The organism is Microbacterium hydrocarbonoxydans, from assembly GCF_000956475.1.
GTDB classification, from domain to species: domain Bacteria; phylum Actinomycetota; class Actinomycetes; order Actinomycetales; family Microbacteriaceae; genus Microbacterium; species Microbacterium hydrocarbonoxydans_A.
The window spans coordinates 175025-192081 of sequence record NZ_JYJB01000004.1 but is presented as its reverse complement, the minus strand read 5'-3'; the positions used below and the strand labels follow the sequence as shown (position 1 = coordinate 192081).

The 17057-nt window shown below is 68.0% G+C and carries 21 protein-coding genes; 3 read left to right on the top strand and 18 right to left on the bottom strand.

Annotated features, from left to right (window positions below; all coding sequences use genetic code 11):
- Positions 1–21 precede the first annotated feature (21 nt).
- The 8 genes from RS84_RS02160 to RS84_RS02125 all read right to left on the bottom strand — a co-directional run bounded on the left by RS84_RS02160 (position 22) and on the right by RS84_RS02125 (position 7593).
- Positions 22–948 (bottom strand): amino acid ABC transporter permease, encoded by a 927-nt coding sequence (locus RS84_RS02160; protein ID WP_045256102.1) that lies wholly within the window; start codon positions 946–948, stop codon positions 22–24.
- Positions 945–1592: an amino acid ABC transporter permease gene (locus RS84_RS02155; RefSeq protein ID WP_045256101.1), complete on the bottom strand. Its 648-nt coding sequence runs from the start codon at positions 1590–1592 to the stop codon at positions 945–947. Before RS84_RS02155 ends, RS84_RS02160 begins: the two co-directional genes overlap by 4 nt.
- Positions 1593–1669: 77 nt before the next feature.
- Positions 1670–2587, bottom strand: a complete 918-nt coding sequence (locus tag RS84_RS02150) for a glutamate ABC transporter substrate-binding protein (protein WP_045256100.1) — start codon at positions 2585–2587, stop codon at positions 1670–1672.
- Positions 2588–2629: 42 nt separating this feature from the next.
- A complete protein-coding gene (locus RS84_RS02145; RefSeq protein ID WP_414738809.1) occupies positions 2630–3379 on the bottom strand; it encodes an amino acid ABC transporter ATP-binding protein in 750 nt (249 codons plus the stop codon).
- A gap of 284 nt (positions 3380–3663) precedes the next feature.
- A complete protein-coding gene (locus RS84_RS02140; RefSeq protein WP_045256099.1) occupies positions 3664–4626 on the bottom strand; it encodes a TAXI family TRAP transporter solute-binding subunit in 963 nt (320 codons plus the stop codon).
- Positions 4623–5999: a sensor histidine kinase gene (locus tag RS84_RS02135; protein WP_045256098.1), complete on the bottom strand. Its 1377-nt coding sequence runs from the start codon at positions 5997–5999 to the stop codon at positions 4623–4625. The genes RS84_RS02140 and RS84_RS02135 overlap by 4 nt, the downstream gene beginning before the upstream one ends.
- A gap of 3 nt (positions 6000–6002) precedes the next feature.
- The gene (locus tag RS84_RS02130; RefSeq protein WP_045256097.1) at positions 6003–6674 is read right to left on the bottom strand and encodes a response regulator transcription factor; all 672 of its coding nucleotides are present in this window, start codon (positions 6672–6674) and stop codon (positions 6003–6005) included.
- A gap of 106 nt (positions 6675–6780) precedes the next feature.
- Positions 6781–7593, bottom strand: a complete 813-nt coding sequence (locus RS84_RS02125) for a TrmH family RNA methyltransferase (RefSeq protein WP_045256096.1) — start codon at positions 7591–7593, stop codon at positions 6781–6783.
- An 88-nt stretch (positions 7594–7681) separates the two neighbouring features.
- Between RS84_RS02125 and RS84_RS02120 the strand changes: the two genes are divergently transcribed.
- The gene (locus RS84_RS02120) at positions 7682–8134 is read left to right on the top strand and encodes a DUF2809 domain-containing protein (RefSeq protein WP_045256095.1); all 453 of its coding nucleotides are present in this window, start codon (positions 7682–7684) and stop codon (positions 8132–8134) included.
- Between the two features lie 8 nt (positions 8135–8142).
- Here the strand turns inward: RS84_RS02120 and rplT are convergent, their stop codons facing one another.
- The 3 genes from rplT to infC all read right to left on the bottom strand — a co-directional run bounded on the left by rplT (position 8143) and on the right by infC (position 9505).
- Positions 8143–8529 carry a 50S ribosomal protein L20 gene (rplT, locus tag RS84_RS02115; RefSeq protein WP_017202428.1) on the bottom strand — a complete coding sequence of 129 codons (387 nt, stop codon included), beginning with the start codon at positions 8527–8529 and terminating at the stop codon, positions 8143–8145.
- 33 nt (positions 8530–8562) lie between these two features.
- Positions 8563–8757 (bottom strand): 50S ribosomal protein L35, encoded by a 195-nt coding sequence (gene rpmI / locus RS84_RS02110; RefSeq protein WP_025105280.1) that lies wholly within the window; start codon positions 8755–8757, stop codon positions 8563–8565.
- Positions 8758–8830: 73 nt separating this feature from the next.
- Positions 8831–9505 (bottom strand): translation initiation factor IF-3, encoded by a 675-nt coding sequence (infC, locus tag RS84_RS02105; RefSeq protein WP_082061995.1) that lies wholly within the window; start codon positions 9503–9505, stop codon positions 8831–8833.
- 206 nt (positions 9506–9711) lie between these two features.
- On the opposite strand from infC, the gene RS84_RS02100 reads away from it, so the two are divergent.
- Entirely contained in the window at positions 9712–10104 is a 393-nt protein-coding gene (locus RS84_RS02100; RefSeq protein ID WP_045256094.1) for a DUF1844 domain-containing protein, read from the top strand.
- Between the two features lie 209 nt (positions 10105–10313).
- Here the strand turns inward: RS84_RS02100 and RS84_RS02095 are convergent, their stop codons facing one another.
- The 6 genes from RS84_RS02095 to RS84_RS02070 form a co-directional block, all read right to left on the bottom strand.
- Positions 10314–11165: an SseB family protein gene (locus RS84_RS02095; protein ID WP_045256093.1), complete on the bottom strand. Its 852-nt coding sequence runs from the start codon at positions 11163–11165 to the stop codon at positions 10314–10316.
- On the bottom strand, positions 11149–11895 hold the full coding sequence (gene priA / locus RS84_RS02090) for a bifunctional 1-(5-phosphoribosyl)-5-((5-phosphoribosylamino)methylideneamino)imidazole-4-carboxamide isomerase/phosphoribosylanthranilate isomerase PriA (protein ID WP_045256092.1): 747 nt from the start codon (positions 11893–11895) through the stop codon (positions 11149–11151). Before priA ends, RS84_RS02095 begins: the two co-directional genes overlap by 17 nt.
- Before the next feature lie 100 nt (positions 11896–11995).
- Positions 11996–12631, bottom strand: coding sequence for an imidazole glycerol phosphate synthase subunit HisH (gene hisH, locus RS84_RS02085; RefSeq protein WP_045256091.1), 636 nt, complete (start codon positions 12629–12631; stop codon positions 11996–11998).
- Positions 12628–13239 carry an imidazoleglycerol-phosphate dehydratase HisB gene (hisB, locus tag RS84_RS02080; RefSeq protein WP_045256090.1) on the bottom strand — a complete coding sequence of 204 codons (612 nt, stop codon included), beginning with the start codon at positions 13237–13239 and terminating at the stop codon, positions 12628–12630. The genes hisH and hisB overlap by 4 nt, the downstream gene beginning before the upstream one ends.
- Complete coding sequence (locus tag RS84_RS02075) at positions 13236–14330, bottom strand: histidinol-phosphate transaminase (protein WP_200891950.1); 1095 nt, start codon at positions 14328–14330, stop codon at positions 13236–13238. Before RS84_RS02075 ends, hisB begins: the two co-directional genes overlap by 4 nt.
- A gap of 100 nt (positions 14331–14430) precedes the next feature.
- Positions 14431–14793 carry a LysM peptidoglycan-binding domain-containing protein gene (locus RS84_RS02070; protein ID WP_045256088.1) on the bottom strand — a complete coding sequence of 121 codons (363 nt, stop codon included), beginning with the start codon at positions 14791–14793 and terminating at the stop codon, positions 14431–14433.
- 292 nt (positions 14794–15085) lie between these two features.
- Here RS84_RS02070 and lexA point away from each other — a divergent pair, with 292 nt between their 5' ends.
- Positions 15086–15772: a transcriptional repressor LexA gene (lexA, locus tag RS84_RS02065; protein WP_045256087.1), complete on the top strand. Its 687-nt coding sequence runs from the start codon at positions 15086–15088 to the stop codon at positions 15770–15772.
- Between the two features lie 7 nt (positions 15773–15779).
- Here the strand turns inward: lexA and RS84_RS02060 are convergent, their stop codons facing one another.
- Positions 15780–16955, bottom strand: coding sequence for a GAF domain-containing protein (locus tag RS84_RS02060; protein WP_235281362.1), 1176 nt, complete (start codon positions 16953–16955; stop codon positions 15780–15782).
- Positions 16956–17057: the final 102 nt, after the last annotated feature.

Genomic DNA, 17057 nt, shown 5'->3' with positions numbered 1-17057 from the left:
CGGGCCCCTGGTCCGCGCGGCTCACAACCCCTGTGCGCCCGAATTGTTCCCGTCGTACTTCCCGGCACGGCTCTGCAGAGCGATCGCCTCGGTCAGGGTCGCCTCGTCATCAGCTGCGACATTGCCGATCGCCGCAGCCTGCTTCGGCGATCGCTTCACTCGGCGCTGCATCCGATAGGCGATGTACGAGAGCACGAGGCAGACCGCGACGTACATCGTGCCGCCGATCATCGCCGACTGGATCAGCGGCGAGCCGTACGGCGCCTGGTTGCCGATCTGGTTGATGACGTACAGCAGCTCCTGGTACGTGATGATGAAGCCGAGCGCGGTGTCCTTCAGCGCGACGACGAGCTGCGCGATGATCACGGGCATCATGGCCCGCACGGCCTGCGGCAGCAGGATCAGTCGCATGACGCCGCTCTTGCGCAGGCCGATCGCGTAGCCCGCTTCGCTCTGGCCCCGCGGCAGAGACTCGACTCCGGCGCGGAGGACCTCGGCGAGCACCGAGCCGTTGTAGACGATCAGCGCGATCACGACCGCGAAGTACGGAGGCATCTTGATGCCGGCGACGGGGAGACCGTAGTACAGCAGCATCATGAGCACGAGCACCGGAACAGCGCGGAGCACCTCGATGATCCATCTGACCGGCTCGCGCACCCATGCGTGGTCCGACAGCCGGCCGATCCCGAGGACGAAGCCGAGGACGACCGAGCCGACCGCCGCCACGGCGAACGCGGCGAGTGTGCTGAGGAGCCCTTGCCCGAACCGCACCCAGACGGCGGAGAAGGTGAAGATGTTCCACTTCTCGGCGGTGAACTGTCCTGTCGCGTATAGACGCCACACCACCCAGCCGAGCACGGCCAGGACGACGAGCACCGTGAGGATTCCGATGAGGCGGTTCCTGGCGATCGCCTTGGGACCGGGGACGTCGAAGAGTACAGAGCTCATCGCGCGATCCTCCACTTGTTCTCGAGGTGACGCTGCAACCAGCCGAGCAGCAGGACCAGTGCGACGAAGATGACCATGACCCACAGGAGAACGACCAGCGCGTTCTCACCGCGCTCACTGAGCGCCGCGCGGATCGTGCCCAGGTTGACGACCGAGAATCCGGCAGCGACCGTGGTGTTCTTCATCAAAGCGATCAGCACGCTCATCATGGGAGGCACCACAGAGCGCGTCGCCTGTGGCAGGACGACGTACCGCATGACCTGCCCGAAGTTGAGTCCGATCGCGCGCGCCGCCTCGGCCTGACCGACCGGCACGGTGTTGATGCCGGCGCGCAGCGCCTCGGCCACGTAGGTTGCGGTGTACACGCCGAGCGCCACGACGGCGAGCAGCGTGTAGTTCAGGCGCTGCCCCACCAGGATCGGCAGGCAGAACGCGAAGAAGAACATCACGAGCGTGAGCGGGGTGTTGCGGATCCAGTTCACATAGATCCCGCCGACGGCCCGCGCGATCGGAACAGGCGACACGCGCGCTGCTCCGACGATCAGCCCGAGCACAAGGGCGATGAGGCCACCGCCGAAGAAGAGCACGAGGGTTCCCCCCAGTGCCTCCCACCAGAGGTCGAGGTTGTCGGTGATGACTCCCACTGCTGCTCCTGTCGAGTCGGGATGCTGATGTCGTGCGAAAAGCGGAGCGGCCGGCTCTCCGGCCGCTCCGCTCAGTGTCAACCGACCGGGTCGACCTCAGGCTGCGTCGCCTTGACGCCCGAGGCGCCGAGGTTGTTGTCGAAGATCTGCTGCCAGATGTCTCCGCCGTCCGTCAGCTGCTCGTCGAAGTACTCGACCAGCGCTGTGTCGCCCTTCGCCACGCCGATGCCGTAGCGCTCCTCGCTGAACGGCTCGCCGACGACCTTGATCTTGTCAGGGTCCTGAGCCGCATAGCCGATGAGGATCGCCTCATCGGTGGTGACGGCATCCACCTGTCCGTTCTTCAGGTCCTCGACGCACTTCGAGTACGTGTCGTACTCCTTGGTCGGCACCTCGGGGTAGTTCGTCTTGATGTTCTGGATCGGCGTCGAGCCGGTCGCGGAGCAGACCGTGGTCGACGAGTCGAGGTCGTCGACGCTCTTGATCTTGCTGTCGGATGCGACGAGCAGGCCCTGGCCGGTGATGAAGTAGGGACCCGCGAAGGAGATCTGCTCCTTGCGCTTGTCGGTGATCGAGTATGTGCCGACGTAGTAGTCGATGTCGCCGTTCACGATCGCCTGCTCGCGGTTCGCCGACGCGATCGCCTGGAACTCGATCTTCTCGGGGTCGACGCCGAGGGATGCAGCCATCCATCGAGCGATGTCGACGTCGAAACCGGTGCGCTCGTTGGTCACCGGGTCGAGGTAGCCGAGTCCGGGCTGGTCCTCCTTGACACCCACCTTGACCGTGCCGCTCGACGAGATCCGGTCGAACGTCGGGCTGCCGTCGATCTTGACGTCCTTCTCGATCGTCCACGGCGTCGAGTCGGCCGCCGGCTCCTCCGAGCCGCCGCCGCCGTCGCCCGACGTCGTCGGCGTGCCGCTGTTGCAGGCGGTCAGCGCGAGCAGCGCTGCTGCCGCGATCCCGATTCCTGCCAGTGTCCGTGTGCGTCGCATGTGCGTCTCCTTCGTGTGCTGTGTGTGCAGGGACAGAAAAGATCAGTGGGTGAGCAGCTTCGAGAGGAAGTCCTTGGCGCGGTCGCTCTTCGGATGCGTGAAGAACTCCTCCGGCGTGGCCTCCTCGACGATGTGCCCGTCGGCCATGAACACGACACGATGGGCGGCCTTGCGCGCGAACCCCATCTCGTGCGTGACCACGATCATCGTCATCCCCTGTTCCGCGAGCTCGACCATGACGTCGAGGACCTCGTTGATCATCTCGGGATCGAGTGCGCTGGTCGGCTCGTCGAACAGCATGACCTTCGGATGCATCGCCAGAGCGCGCGCGATCGCCACGCGCTGCTGCTGACCGCCCGAGAGCTGGGCCGGGAGCTTGGAGGCCTGCTTGGCCACGCCGACGCGCTCCAGGAGCTCCATGGCCTCCTTCTCGGCCGCCGCCTTCTTCAGGCCGCGCACCTTGATCGGACCGAGCGTGACGTTCTCGAGGATCGTCAGGTGGGCGAACAGGTTGAAGGACTGGAACACCATCCCGACGTCGGCGCGCAGGGTCGCGAGGGCCTTGCCTTCGGCAGGCAGCTCCTTGCCGTCGATGCGGATGCTGCCGCTGGTGATCGTCTCGAGCCGGTTGATCGTGCGGCAGAGAGTCGACTTGCCCGAACCGGAGGGGCCGATCACGACGACGACCTCTCCTTCGTTCACGGTGAGGTCGATATCGGTGAGGGCCTGGAACTCTCCATAGTGCTTCTGGACGTTCTCGACCACCACGAGGGCCGAACCTGAGGTCATCATCTCTCCAAGCTAGCCACGTCGCACGCGGGCTTCTAGGTCACGCACGCGACATTTACCCGTTCGTAACAGGTGCTGCGTCTACGCTGACATACCCGTCGGGTCACCCCACGTCCTGCCCCTAGCAGGCCGTGGGGTCGCCGTGACTGCTGTCCTCAGCCCCCGGACGACGCAGTCAGGCTGGCACCCGATCGGTGTGATCGCTGATGCGATCGACCCCAGATTGGCAGAGCGGGCAGGCGACATGCGGCTTTCTTGAGCGTTTCTTGAGGGTTGGGCGATGGCGGTCATTCCCGCATGCCGCGATAGAAGTCGACGGCGCCCGGGTGCAGCTCGACAGGGCTCGTGAAGACGGCCTGGCGCCGATCGAGAAGAGCAGCCGCCGGCACCTCCGCCGCCATCTCCTGACGGGCGTCGAAGAGCGTGACGAGGATGTCGCGGACGACCGCATCGGGTGTGGACGATGCGGTCACGAGGTAGTTGGGGACCGCCATGGTCGGAGCGCTCTGCGTCAGTCCGTACGTCCCGACCGGCAGATCGGCGGTGCGGTACGCGTTCGCGTAGCGCTCGTTGATCGCGGTGACCCACGTGCGTTCGATCGGGAGCAGTCGAACCGGCTGGTTCGATGCCAGCTCTTCGATGCCGGGGGTGGGCAGGCCTCCCACCCAGAAGAATCCGTCGATCTCGCCCGATCGCATCGCCGAGATCGAATCGCTCAACCCGAGCTGGGGATCCTGGATCGTGTCGATGCCGACCCCTGCGGCGTCGAGGACGCGGGTGGCGATCACATTCACGCCCGAGTCCCTCGCGCCGAGCGATATCGTCGAGCCCGCGAGATCGGCGATCGAGTCGATGTCCGACTCCCCGCGCACGACCACATGGAGGTACTCGTCGTAGAGCCTCGCAACGGCGACGACCGGCAACGGCTGATCGAACGCGCCGGTGCCCATCACGGCGTCTGCTGCGGCATCCGCCTGTGCGAAGCCGAGCAGAGCCTGCCCTGAGCCGACGCGACGCAGGTTGTCGAGCGAGCCGGCCGTCTGCTCCACCTGCACCGTGACGTCGAGCGCGTCCGAGAGGGCTGCGCCGATGCGCCCCCCGTAGTCGTAGTACACGCCCGTCGGGCTGCCACCGGCGATCGCGTACGTCTGATCCGTCCACTCAGCGGCGCGGGTGCTGCATCCGCCCAGGCCGAGCATCGCGACCACCGCGAGAATCGCGGCGCCGATCCGCCGCCCTGCTCCCCTCATTCCGCGTCACCGTCCCGCATCCGCAGGGTCACCTGCAGTCCCCCGTCCTCCGCAGCCGCCACCAGGAGATCGCCGCCGATCGAGCGCATCAGATCCGTGGCGATCGCGAGCCCGAGTCCGGTGCCGGGCACGTCCTCGCCGTCCGCGCCCCTCCAGAAGCGGTCGGTCGCCTGCCCGAGCTGCTCGGGCGAGAGCCCTGGGCCATGGTCGCGGACGCTGACGCTGCACTCGTCGCCCTCCCGGCGGGCCTGCAGCTCGACCACGCCGCCACGGGGCGAGAACTTCACCGCGTTGTCGATGAGCGCGTCCAGAGCGCTCTCGACGATCATTCGATCGGTCACGCTCAGCACGGGCCCCCCGCCACCGGCGTGCAGCGTGATTCCGCGCTGCGCCGCGACTTCGCGCCACGCTCCGGCACGCCGAGCGGCCAATGCCGTGAGATCGACGGCGGAGAAGGTCGAGTCCCCCCGTCCGCTGCGGGTGAGGGCGAGAAGAGTCTCCAGGATCTCCGCCATGCGCCGCCCCTCCTGGCGGGTCTCCTCGACATCGGCATCCCATTCGCTGCCGAGGCCGGTCGCGAGGTGCTCGACGCGCAGGAGCAGCGCGTTCAGGGGGTTGCGCAGCTCGTGCGAGGCGTTGGCTGCGAACTCCTGCTGCCGTGCGAACACGCGCTCGATCTCGTCTGCCATGCCGTTGAACACCCGGGTCATACGGCGCAGCTCTGGCGGCCCGGTGTCGACATCGACCCGCGCGTCCATCGCGCCGCGCTCGATCGCCGCCATCGCCTCGTCGAGTCGCCGAACGGGTGACAGCACCCAGCGGGCCAGCTGGAACACGAGCAGCACGCCGACGGCGATCGCGGCCACCGAGACGGCGGCGAAGATCGCGATCTGCCGCGTTATGGCTCCACGAGCGGCGTCACCGGTCGCCGAGATCATCACCGCGCCGATCACGTCGCCGTCGTCGAACACCGGCTCGACCAGCGACACATCCGCGACAGCCCACGGCTGCGCCGGGTTGGGGATCTCGGCTCGACGCCCGGAGAGCGCTTGAGAGACCTGCTCGATCTGCATCTCCGACAGCGCGGGCGATGCTCCCTCACTCGCCGACCACACGCCGCCGGCGATGTCGAAGACCGAGACCCGCGTGCCGTACACCTCGTGGAACCGAGCGGCCTCGGCGTCGAACACCGCGGTGCTGCCGGCGAGAAGGGACTGCCTCGCGGTTGTCACGAAGTAGCCGAGGTCGCCGAGCTGCTGCGTGTAGAACGCCTGCTGGATGCTCCGCGCGGCGCTCCATCCCGCCGCTCCGCCGAGGGACAGCAGCACCGCGATGAGGGGCACCAGGAAGACGATGACGAGCCGGGTGCGCACGGGTCAGGAGCTCACGAGTCGATATCCGACGCCGCGCACCGTCTCGATGAACCGGCGTGCACCGGCCTTGCGCCGGATCGCACCCACGTGCACCTCGAGCGAGTGAGTGAAGCCGCGCCAGTCGGTGTTCCAGACCTCGCGGATCAGGCGGTCCTTCGGCACGGCCACGCCGGGGTGACGAGCGAGCACCGCGACGATGTCGAACTCCTTCGGCGTGAGATCCACCGGCGCATCGCCGACGAGCAGCTGACGTGCGACCAGGTCGATCCGCACATCGTCGCCCGACACGATGACGACGCGCTCCGCCTCGGGGTGCACGGGCCGGGCACGCCGCGTGACCGCCTCGATGCGGGCGAGGAGCTCGTGGACGTCGTAGGGCTTGACCACGAAGTCGTCCGCTCCGGCTCGGAGCCCCTTGATCCGCTCGGTGACCTGGCTGCGCGCGGTGACGACGACGATCGGAACGTCGGATCGCGCGCGGATGCGGCGGCACAGGTCGATGCCGTCGACGTCGGGAAGCCCCAGGTCGAGCAGGACGACCTCGGTGTGCGCATCGAGGATCTGCAGGGCGGATGCTCCATCTGATGCGCGCTCGGTGGCGTAGCCCGACCTCGCGAGAAAGGCGTCGAGCGCCGCAGCGACGCGCTCGTCGTCTTCGATTATCAGAATCCGCATCGATCCTGCCCCTTTTCAGCCGGCGCCCCCTCGCACGGCGGACATCACCGCGCGCTACCGGGGATCTACCGTACCAGCCGGCGGAGGGCCGCCCTGACGGCGCGACTCACAGTCCGGCTGCGGCGCGCTGTGCGAAGGCGCTCTCGTACAGGCAGACGCTCGCCGCGGTGGCGAGGTTCAGCGACTCCGCCCTTCCGAAGATCGGCAGCTTCAGCACATGGTCGGCGAGGGCGAGCGCGCTGTCTTCCAGACCGCGCGCCTCGTTGCCGAACAGCCACGCGGTCGGGCCGGCGAGGACGCCCTCTGCACGCGCCGCGAGCAGATCGTCGCCCTTCACATCCGCGGCGAGGACGTTCAGGCCGGCCGCGTGCGCCTGCTCGATGACCTCGTCGAGATCCGCCGCCACGGAGACCGGCAGGTGGAACAGCGATCCGGTCGTGGCGCGGACGACCTTGGGGTTGTACGGATCGACCGTACGTCCGGTGAGCACCACGGCGTCGGCGCCCGCGGCGTCGGCCGCGCGGATGATCGTGCCGAGGTTCCCGGGGTCTCGGATCTCCTCGCAGATCGCGACGAGCCGCGGTGACGACGCGAAGACCTCGCAGACCGCGGTCGGCGTCTGCCTCACGACGGCGACGAGCCCCTGCGGTGTGACGGTGTCGGCCATCGCGCCGAGAACGTAGTCGGTCACGTGCACGGCGTCGACGCCTGTGTCGGCTGCTTTCGCCCGGATGTCGGGATGCTTCTCCCAGCCGTTCGGAGTGGCGAACAGCTCCACGATCGCGTCGGGGCGGTAGGTCAATGCCTCGCGCACCGCCTGGGGGCCTTCGAGGAGGTACAGTCCGGTCTCGGCGCGCGCACTGCGCTTGGTCAGTTTGGCCACGGCACGGACTCGGGGGGAGCGGGGGTTCTCCAGCACGCTCTCAGTCTAGGGATAGCGAAGCCTCTCCCCCACCATGCGGCGCCGCCTCGGGAGACGTGCGGCGTGCCGGGGTAGGGTGCGTCAGATGACGTCCCCTACCGCAGCGGCTCCGAGTCGACGCCGGATCGTTCTCGGGGCTCTCGCCCTGCTCACGGTGGGATCCGGTCTGCTCGTCCACGCGACGGTCGATGGGCCGTTCGGCGACGCGGCCGGCGACGCGTTGTACGCCGTGCTGGTCTATCTTCTCGCAGCGTGGGTTCTGCCTCATTCGAGGATGCTGAGACCGGCAGTCGTCGCGGTCGCGATCTGCGCGGGGATCGAGCTCTTCCAGCTCACGGGGTTCCCGCGCGCGTGGGCATCGGTCTTCCCGCCGTCGGCTCTGCTGCTCGGTTCCGGCTTCGACGTCCGCGACATCCTCGTCTACACGGTGGCCATCTGCGCAGCGGCCATCATCGACGCGGCGCTCACGCGAGCATCCGCCCGCCCCTCCCCGGGAAACGCCGCAGGGCGCCCTCCCGAAGGAGAGCGCCCTGCGTGAAGAGGTGCTTACGCAGCCGACTTCGGCGCGTTGACGTCGGAAGGCAGAGCCTTCTTCGCCGTCTCCACCAGCGTGGTGAAGGTGGCCGCGTCGTTGACCGCGAGGTCAGCGAGCATGCGACGGTCGACCGTGACGCCCGCGAGGCCGAGGCCCTGGATGAAACGGTTGTAGGTCATGCCGTTCTGGCGTGCAGCGGCGTTGATGCGCTGGATCCACAGACGACGGAAGTCGCCCTTGCGCTTGCGACGGTCCCGGTACGAGTAGACCAGGGAGTGGATGACCTGCTCCTTGGCCTTGCGGTAGAGGCGCGAACGCTGACCGCGGTAGCCGGAGGCGCGCTCGAGGATGACCCGGCGCTTCTTGTGAGCGTTTACCGCCCGCTTGACTCTTGCCATTTTCCTGTGTTCCTATTCCTGCGATCGGGCGCGTCAGCGACCGAGAAGCTTCTTCGCGACCTTGAAGTCTGCCTTGGCCAGAACCTGGTCCTGGTTGAGGCGACGGGTGCGACGGCTCGACTTGTGCTCAAGGTTGTGGCGCATGCCGGCCTGCTGCTTCTTCAGCTTGCCGCTGCCGGTGATCTTGAAGCGCTTCTTAGCACCCGAGTGGGTCTTCTGCTTCGGCATCTTCTCTTCCTTCGTATGGCGCCTTCTCAGGCGACGTTGTCAACCCGCGGTGCGGGAGTCTTGGGGGCGGATCTCACTCCGCCGTAGCCGCAGCCGGAGCATCCGACTCGCTCTTGGCTTCACGTGCAGCCTGCTTGTTCGCGGCGCGCTGTGCATCGCGCGCAGCGTTCTGCTCCTGCTTCGCCTCGGACTTGCTCTTGAGCGGAGCCACGATCATCACCATGTTGCGACCGTCGATGGTCGGGTTCGACTCGACCGTTCCGAGCTCTGCGACATCTTCGGCGAACTTGCGCAGAAGACGGACACCCTGCTCGGGGCGAGACTGCTCGCGACCGCGGAACAGGATCATGGCCTTCACCTTGTCGCCGGCCTTGAGGAAGCCCTCGGCGCGCTTGAGCTTGGTCGTGTAGTCGTGCGCCTCGATCTTCAGGCGGAAGCGGACCTCCTTGAGAATGGTGTTCGCCTGGTTGCGGCGAGCCTCCTTCTCCTTCTGGGCGGCTTCGTACTTGAACTTGCCGTAGTCCATGATCTTGACCACGGGCGGCTTCGAGTTGGGTGCGACCTCGACGAGGTCGAGGTCGGCTTCCTGCGCAAGGCGCAGCGCCGCCTCGATGCGGACGACGCCGATCTGCTCACCCGCGGGGCCGACGAGGCGGACCTCGGGGACGCGGATGCGCTCATTGGTGCGGGGATCGCTGATGCGGAACTCCTTAGACGATGGTTTCGGCCACCAGGATGCTGTCGGCATCCCGGGCGAAATCGGAATCGTCCCCTACCCGCCGGCATTCAGACGCCGGCTCTGCACCCTGACAACCGGCGCATCTCTCGATGCGATCCGGCGGAGTGCTAGACCCGGTAGCCTTGAACGGCAAGCGCGGGTGGGAAGTGAATCCTCTTTCGTGCCGGAGCATGACGCTCCGGAGCCCGACACAGTCTAACAGAAGGCAAGGCGAAGTGACGAACCAGGCATCGGACGAGGCTGCACGCGAGCGCGAAGAGCGCTGGGCACGGCAGGAGGAGGCGGCTTCATCCGCCACCCGGGACATCGCCGACGTCCCCGCAGTCGAGGTGATCACGACCACGGCCGTGCATCTCATGAGCGCGGCGGCGGTGAAGCTCGGCCTCGCCGACGACCCCGACGCGCAGCTCGACCTCGACGAGGCGCGCAAGCTCATCAACGCGCTTGCCGGTCTCATCACCGCCGGCGCGCCCGAGATCAGCGACATGCACGCGCGATCGCTGCGCGACGGGCTGCGGTCGCTGCAGCTCGCGTTCCGCGAGGCGTCGACCATTCCCGACCCGATCGGCAAGGGGCCGGGCGAGAAGTGGACGGGGCCGGTCAACTAGCCCGTGGGCTTCGGCCCTCCGGGCTCCGGGATGGCCTGGTCAGGCAAAGAGCGGGGACCCTCCCGCTTCGCGGGCCCCTCCCGATTTGCCTGACCAGGCCATCCCTGCGCCCTGCGGGTCTGCGCGCTCGCGTCGCCGTCGACTTCGGCTGAAGAAGTACGAGTGCGACCCAGACGAAGGGCGCCCTACGACCGCGGACCCTGCGGAGTTCAGGCGGAGCGGCGGAGCTTCACGGTCAGCGAGTCCGCGAGCACGGCGATGCGGTCGTCGGCGGCCCAGCGCTGCGCGAGACGCTGCAGGACCGCATCCAGCACCTCGCGCTCGAGGCCGTCGACGAGCTCGAGGATCACCACGAGCTCGGGACCGCGAAGTCGTGCATCGGGATCTCCCGCCTCGACCGCGACATCGATCACGGCCAGTTCATGCGCCACGCTCTGCTGAAGCGCGGCGAAGACCTCGGGCGACAGGAAGCTCGGCTCCCATGCGTGGCCCTGGGCGACGGCCCAGACGGCGGGCCGGCGAAGGACGAACTCGGTGGCGGACGTCGGATCGAGAACGATCAGATCGGTGTCCTCTGACGACGCCGCGAGCGCCGCACGCACAGCCTCGACCGGGATCGGCCGCGCCGTCGCATCCCACCTCTGCATCGCCTCGACGGAGGAGAAGACGGGCTGCACGCGACGCCCGTCAGGAGCGGCCACCGTCACGATCGAGAGCTCCTGCGTCTTGTCGACGACGAGACCGGTCGGACCGACGCCGTCGTCGCCCTTCTCGGCGACGAGCGGGATGAGTACGCGCGCAGAGCGGAACGCATCGACGACCTCGGCCTGCGAACCATCCCCTGCCCGGAAACGCTGCAGCGCGTCGAGAAGCGCCGGGTCGGCGGAGCCGTCGTCTGCCGCGTGCGGATTCGACTCGAAGCTGCGCCCCTCCCAGGGGACGCCTGCCGAGTCGCCGGCTCCGCCTGGAGGTGCCGAGTCGCCGGGTCCGCCTGGAGGTGCCGAGTCGCCGTGATTGTGCGACTCCGGACCGCAGGAGTGCGGCTCAGTCTCCTGCGACATCCAGCGCCTCGGCCAGCGTGAACGCGCCGGCGTAGAGAGCCTTGCCGACGATCGCGCCCTCGACGCCGAGCGGCACGAGTTCGCGAAGAGCCGCGATGTCGTCGAGGTTGGCGATGCCGCCGGAGGCGACCACCGGCTTCGGGGTGCGCGAGGTCATCTCGCGCAGCAGGTCGAGGTTCGGGCCGCGGAGCGTGCCGTCCTTCGTCACGTCGGTGACCACGTAACGGCTGCATCCGGCATCCTCGAGGCGGTCGAGAACCTCCCAGAGGTCGCCACCGTCCTTGGTCCAGCCGCGCGCGGCGAGCGTCGTGCCACGCACGTCGAGTCCGACTGCGATCGCCTCGCCGAATCGCCCGATCACGTCGGCGGCCCACTCGGGGTTCTCCAGTGCAGCGGTGCCGAGGTTGATGCGCGTCGCGCCGCTCTCGAGTGCAGCCTCCAGTGTGGCGTCGTCGCGGATGCCGCCGGAGAGCTCGATGTTCACGTTCTTGAACTGCTTGATGACCTTGCGGAGGATCGGCGCGTTGCTGCCCCGGCCGAAGGCGGCGTCGAGGTCGACGAGGTGAATCCACTGGGCGCCCTGCGCGACCCACTCCCCCGCAGCGTCAAGCGGATCGCCGTAGCTGGTCTCGCTGCCGGCCTCACCCTGAGTGAGCCGGACGGCCTTGCCGCCGGCCACGTCGACGGCGGGGAGCAGGGTGAGAGAGGGAGACTGCGCGAAGTCGTTCATGACGTCCTTGAGTGGTGGGAAAGCGCCCATGGCAGGCACGAGAATCGAGGGTACCCCTGCGATCGGCGCTCACCCAAATGCGTGACGCCGTGCGCCCGAGTCAGAGACTGCCCACCCAGTTGCGCAGCAGCTGGATGCCGGCGTCGCCGGACTTCTCGGGGTGGAACTGAGTCGCCGACAGCGGCCCGTTCTCGACGGCGGCGAGGAACGGGTCGCCGTAGGTCGTCCAGGTGAGAACCGGCTGCGGGAACGGCGGAATGACGTCGAGCTCCCACGACTGCGCGGCGTAGGAGTGCACGAAGTAGAAGCGCTCTTCTTCGATGCCGCGGAACAGCACGCTGTCGGCGCCGGGCTCGACGGTGTTCCAGCCCATGTGCGGCAGCACCGGGGCATTCAGCTCGGTGACGGCGCCCGGCCACTCGCCGAGGCCTTCTGTGTCATGGCCGCGCTCGACACCGTGCGCGAAGAGCACCTGCATCCCCACGCAGATCCCGAGCACCGGGCGGCCGCCCGCAAGTCTGCGATCGATGATCTCGTCGCCGCCGTGCGCGTACAGCGCATCGCGCACGGCTTGGAAGGCCCCGACTCCGGGCACCACGAGACCGTCCGCCTCGAGTGCGAGCTTCTTGTCACGGGTGAGCACGGCATCCGCTCCGGCTGCAACGAGGGCCTTGACGGCGGAGTGCACATTGCCGGATTCGTAGTCGAAGACGGCGACCCGGGGCGCGGAGGTCACAGTGCGCCCTTGGTCGATGGGATGCCGTCGACCAGCGGATCGAGCGCCTTGGCCTGACGGAAGGCACGCGCGAACGCCTTGTACTCCGCTTCGGCGATGTGGTGCGGGTCACGGCCGCCGAGCACGCGGACGTGCACGGTGAGGCCCGCGTTGAAGGTGATGGCCTCGAACGAGTGCCGCACCAGCGCACCGGTGAAGTGACCGCCGATCAGGTGGTATTCGAAGCCCGCGGGCTCGCCCTCGTGCACGAGGTACGGCCGCCCGGAGATGTCGACCACGGCCTGCGCAAGCGCCTCGTCGAGGGGCACCAGAGCGTCGCCGTACCGGGAGATCCCCGACTTGTCGCCGAGGGCCTCGCGGATCGCCTGTCCGAGGACGATCGAGATGTCCTCGACCGTGTGGTGGGCGTCGATGTCGGTGTCACCCGATGCCCGCACCGTGAGGTCGGTGAGCGAGTGCTTCGCGAACGCCGTGAGCATGTGGTCGAAGAAGGGCACGGACGTGTCGATGTGGCTGACACCCGTTCCGTCGAGGTTCAGCTCGAGTTCGACCGTGGACTCCGACGTGCTGCGGACACGACGAGAGGTGCGAGGCGCGGGGGTGCTCATGATGCCGATCCTATCGAGGCGAGGGCGTCGAGGAATGCGGTGGTCTCCGCCTCCGTTCCGGCTGTGACACGCAGGTGCCCCGGGATCCCGACGTCGCGGATCAGCACGCCCTGGTCGTACAGCTGCTGCCAGACCGTCTTCGGATCGCGCACGCCACCGAAGAGGACGAAGTTGGACCATGATTCGTGCGGCGTGTAGCCGAGCGCCTCGAGCGTCGCCGAGATGCGGTCGCGCTGCTCGATGATCTCGTCGACCATGGCGAGCATGACGTCCGCATTGCGCAGGGCGGCGATGGCCGCGGCCTGCGTGAGCGCGCTCAGGTGATACGGCAGACGCACCAGCCGCAGGGCGTCGATGAACGCCGGGTCGGCGGCGAGATAGCCGACGCGGGCGCCCGCGAACGCGAAGGCCTTGCTCATCGTCCGCGACACGGCGAGCCGCGGACGCCCCTCGAGAAGAGTCAAGGCGGATGCCGCATCCCGCGGCGCGAACTCCTGATAGGCCTCGTCGACGATCACGACGCCACGGGCAGCGTCGTACACGGCTTGGACGACGTCGAGCCCCAGCGGCGTACCGGTCGGGTTGTTGGGCGAGCACAGCAGGATCACGTCGGGATCGACCGCGCGCACCTGCTCCGCGGCTTCCTCCGGAGTGATCGTGTAATCCGATTCCCGAGTCCCCGCGACCCAGCGAGCACCCGTGCCCTGCGCGATCAGGGGGTACATCGAGTAGGTCGGCGCGAAACCGAACGCGGTGCGCCCTGGGCCGCCGAACGCCTGCAGGATGTGCTGGAGCACCTCGTTGGAGCCGTTGCCCGCCCAGATCTGCTCAGCGGTCAGACCGTGCCCGAGGTAGTCTGCGAAACCCTCACGGAGAGTGGTGAACTCGCGATCGGGATAGCGGTTCACGTCGCGGATCGCCACGGCGATGTCATCGAGGATGTCGCTGGCGACCGCATCCGGCACGGGATGAGTGTTCTCGTTGACGTTGAGTGCGATCGGAAGCGGCGCCTGCGGGGCTCCGTATGGAGTGAGCCCACGGAGGTCGTCGCGAAGAGGCAAGTCGTCGAGAGAAGCGGTCACCCTTCCCATGCTAGAACGCGATGCCCCCGCACCCGACCCACGTGACACAACTCACCCCTTGGGTGCCTGAGCCCGTCGGAGGCCTTGGGCGCTTGAGCCCGTCGGAGGCTCAGTTCGAGTACTGTGCGGGGATCGCCAGCTCATCGCCGACCTGCAGCGTCGATCCCGCGAGCATGTTGAGATCGCTGATCTCGTCGATGACCACGCGAGGATCTTCGTTCGGCGCCACCTTCGAGGCGATGGACCAGAGCGAATCGCCGGGCACGACGGTGATGGTCTCGAACGTCGCTGTCGACGACGCCTCGTTCGAGGCGAGAGCGCTGCCGCCGCTGAGGACGCCGAACGCGATGCCGGCTGCGAGCGGAACCGACGCGAGAACCAGGAGCACCCGTCGCCCCCGCGCGGTCACCCGCAGTCGCGTCGCAGGACGCTCGGGAAGAACTGCCGCGGTGCCGAAGGCGATGGTGCTCATGTCATGCTCCTTCTCGTCGCTTCCGTAGGGAAGCCCCCAGAGGGGAAGTTGGCGTAGCGTTCGCATGCACGGCTCGGCCGGGAGCCGTGGATGCGAAGCTACGTTCCGAATGTATCTTCGAATTCGAACATCTGTCAAGCGTTCTTCGAAAACGGATTCGAGAATCTGCCGACACGCTCGAACAGATCTTCCAGATCGGCGCGTTTCTCGGATACGGTTTCGATACGGACACCACATCACGGACCACCGACATTCGAACTGCGGCCCCGGAATCACGCATCTAAGGAGCACGATGAGCGACAACTCCGCCCCCGAACCCGAGGCGCCGCGAACCCGCCGCCGCAAGAGCCTGAGCCCGAAGCAGATGGCGATCCTCGAGGTCATCCAGAGCTCGATCAGCCGTCACGGATATCCGCCCAGCATGCGAGAGATCGGCGATGCGGTGGGTCTGAAGTCGCTCTCCAGCGTCACGCACCAGCTCGGCCAGCTCGAGCTGAGCGGTTACCTCCGCCGCGACCCCGGCAAGACCCGCGCGATGGAGGTCCTGATCGACCTCCCGGGATCGAGCGGCGAGAACCCCGCTGATGTCGCGACGCCCGTGGGCGATGCGGCGCTGGTGCCGCTCGTCGGCCGCATCGCGGCCGGGGTGCCGATCACCGCCGATCAGCAGGTGGAGGAGATCTTCCCGCTGCCGCGCCAGCTCGTGGGCAAGGGCGACCTGTTCATGCTCAAGGTGTCGGGCGAGTCGATGATCGACGCCGCGATCTGCGACGGCGACTGGGTCGTGGTGCGCACCCAGCACACCGCCGAGAACGGCGAGATCGTCGCGGCGATGCTCGACGGCGAGGCGACGGTGAAAGTGCTTCGGCGGCGAGACGGGCACACCTGGCTGCTCCCCCGCAACTCTGCCTTCGAGCCGATCCTCGGCGACGAGGCCACGGTGCTCGGCAAGGTCGTGGCCGTGCTCCGCGCAGTCTGAGTCGCGGTCACCCCGCTCGGTGCACGACGAGTTGCACGCCGTCGACGACACGATACGGGTTGCCTGCGACGAGCGCGCCGACCGCGCGACGCAGCCGTGAGAACTCGGCGCGAACCGTCACCTGATGATCCGCGTCGCCGAACAGCTGCCGGCTGAGTTCTCCGGCGGAGGTTCCCGCAGGCCCGGCCTGCGAGAGCGCGGCGAGGAGCTGCGCATGGCGAGGGCTGAGGGACATCCGCCACGAGGAGTCTCCGGCCTGCACCTCCAGCATGGCCGGTGTGGCGACGAGATCGAGCACGGAGGTGAACACCACCCGCCCTGGCGTCGGACGGATCAGCCATCCGCTGCCCAGGCGCTCCGGCAGGCATAAGCCGAGTTCCGGCACGGCGACGGCGCGATCGGCCTGAGGAGCCTCCACACGATCGCGCGCCGAGAGCCCGCGCTGGGCGGCGACCCACCCGTGATCGTCGACGACGAGAAGCGGGCCGTTGACACCGGCCAGCAGCGGTTCCGCAGCGCGGCGAAGACGCTCGAGCCCCTCGCCATGATTCCTCCACAGGCGGGCCGTGGCCAGTTGCACGGATGCCGACACGAGCGCTCGGATCGCCGGATGCAGTGTCAGCGCCGGTCCGCTGACATCGACGACTCCGAGCAGCGAGCCGTCGATCGGATCGTGGATCGGCTCCGCTGTGCAGTACCACGGCGCCTGCGCCCTCTCGAAGTGCTCGGCGGAGAAGAGCTGCACCGGCGCCCCTTCGACGAGCGCGGTGCCGATCGCGTTCGTCCCCACCGCACCCTCGGTCCACAACGCGCCTTCCACGAATCCCAGCGCATCCGCGTGGCTCTTCACCCGATGCGCACCGTCGCGCCAGAGCACGGTGCCCTCGGCATCCGTCACCACGACGAGGTATGACGACGCGTCCGCCGCCGCGAGCAGCGGCGCGCGGAGCTCGTCGATGACCAGAGCGAGCCGCGAGCGCCGGCGTCGTGCTTCGATCTCGGCCGCCGACAGCGGCTCGTGCCGGCTGCGTGCCTCGGGATCGACTCCCAGGCTCAGCGTGCGGTGCCACGATCTCTCCACGACGCGGCGCGGCGGCTGCGGCGGCTGCGCCCCGGAGAGCACGGCGTCATGCACCCGCACGAGGTTGCGGGCGAGCCCAGCGAGATCCGGCGACGATGCCATGGCGGGGAGTCTAGCCATCCGTCCGTTGCAACACCGTGCAACTCTTACCCCGAGACACCCATCCGGCGTCTCATGAGTTCATGATCGACACCGATGAGCGGC

Coding starts and splice junctions, on each gene's coding strand:
- RS84_RS02160 (WP_045256102.1), bottom strand. CDS start 948: ATGAGCTCTGTACTCTTCGACGTCCCCGGTCCCAAGGCGATCGCCAGG.
- RS84_RS02150 (WP_045256100.1), bottom strand. CDS start 2,587: ATGCGACGCACACGGACACTGGCAGGAATCGGGATCGCGGCAGCAGCG.
- RS84_RS02145 (WP_414738809.1), bottom strand. CDS start 3,379: ATGATGACCTCAGGTTCGGCCCTCGTGGTGGTCGAGAACGTCCAGAAG.
- RS84_RS02140 (WP_045256099.1), bottom strand. CDS start 4,626: ATGAGGGGAGCAGGGCGGCGGATCGGCGCCGCGATTCTCGCGGTGGTC.
- RS84_RS02130 (WP_045256097.1), bottom strand. CDS start 6,674: ATGCGGATTCTGATAATCGAAGACGACGAGCGCGTCGCTGCGGCGCTC.
- RS84_RS02120 (WP_045256095.1), top strand. CDS start 7,682: ATGACGTCCCCTACCGCAGCGGCTCCGAGTCGACGCCGGATCGTTCTC.
- rplT (WP_017202428.1), bottom strand. CDS start 8,529: ATGGCAAGAGTCAAGCGGGCGGTAAACGCTCACAAGAAGCGCCGGGTC.
- rpmI (WP_025105280.1), bottom strand. CDS start 8,757: ATGCCGAAGCAGAAGACCCACTCGGGTGCTAAGAAGCGCTTCAAGATC.
- infC (WP_082061995.1), bottom strand. CDS start 9,505: ATGCCGACAGCATCCTGGTGGCCGAAACCATCGTCTAAGGAGTTCCGC.
- RS84_RS02095 (WP_045256093.1), bottom strand. CDS start 11,165: ATGTCGCAGGAGACTGAGCCGCACTCCTGCGGTCCGGAGTCGCACAAT.
- priA (WP_045256092.1), bottom strand. CDS start 11,895: ATGAACGACTTCGCGCAGTCTCCCTCTCTCACCCTGCTCCCCGCCGTC.
- hisB (WP_045256090.1), bottom strand. CDS start 13,239: ATGAGCACCCCCGCGCCTCGCACCTCTCGTCGTGTCCGCAGCACGTCG.
- RS84_RS02075 (WP_200891950.1), bottom strand. CDS start 14,330: ATGGGAAGGGTGACCGCTTCTCTCGACGACTTGCCTCTTCGCGACGAC.
- RS84_RS02070 (WP_045256088.1), bottom strand. CDS start 14,793: ATGAGCACCATCGCCTTCGGCACCGCGGCAGTTCTTCCCGAGCGTCCT.
- lexA (WP_045256087.1), top strand. CDS start 15,086: ATGAGCGACAACTCCGCCCCCGAACCCGAGGCGCCGCGAACCCGCCGC.
- RS84_RS02060 (WP_235281362.1), bottom strand. CDS start 16,955: ATGGCATCGTCGCCGGATCTCGCTGGGCTCGCCCGCAACCTCGTGCGG.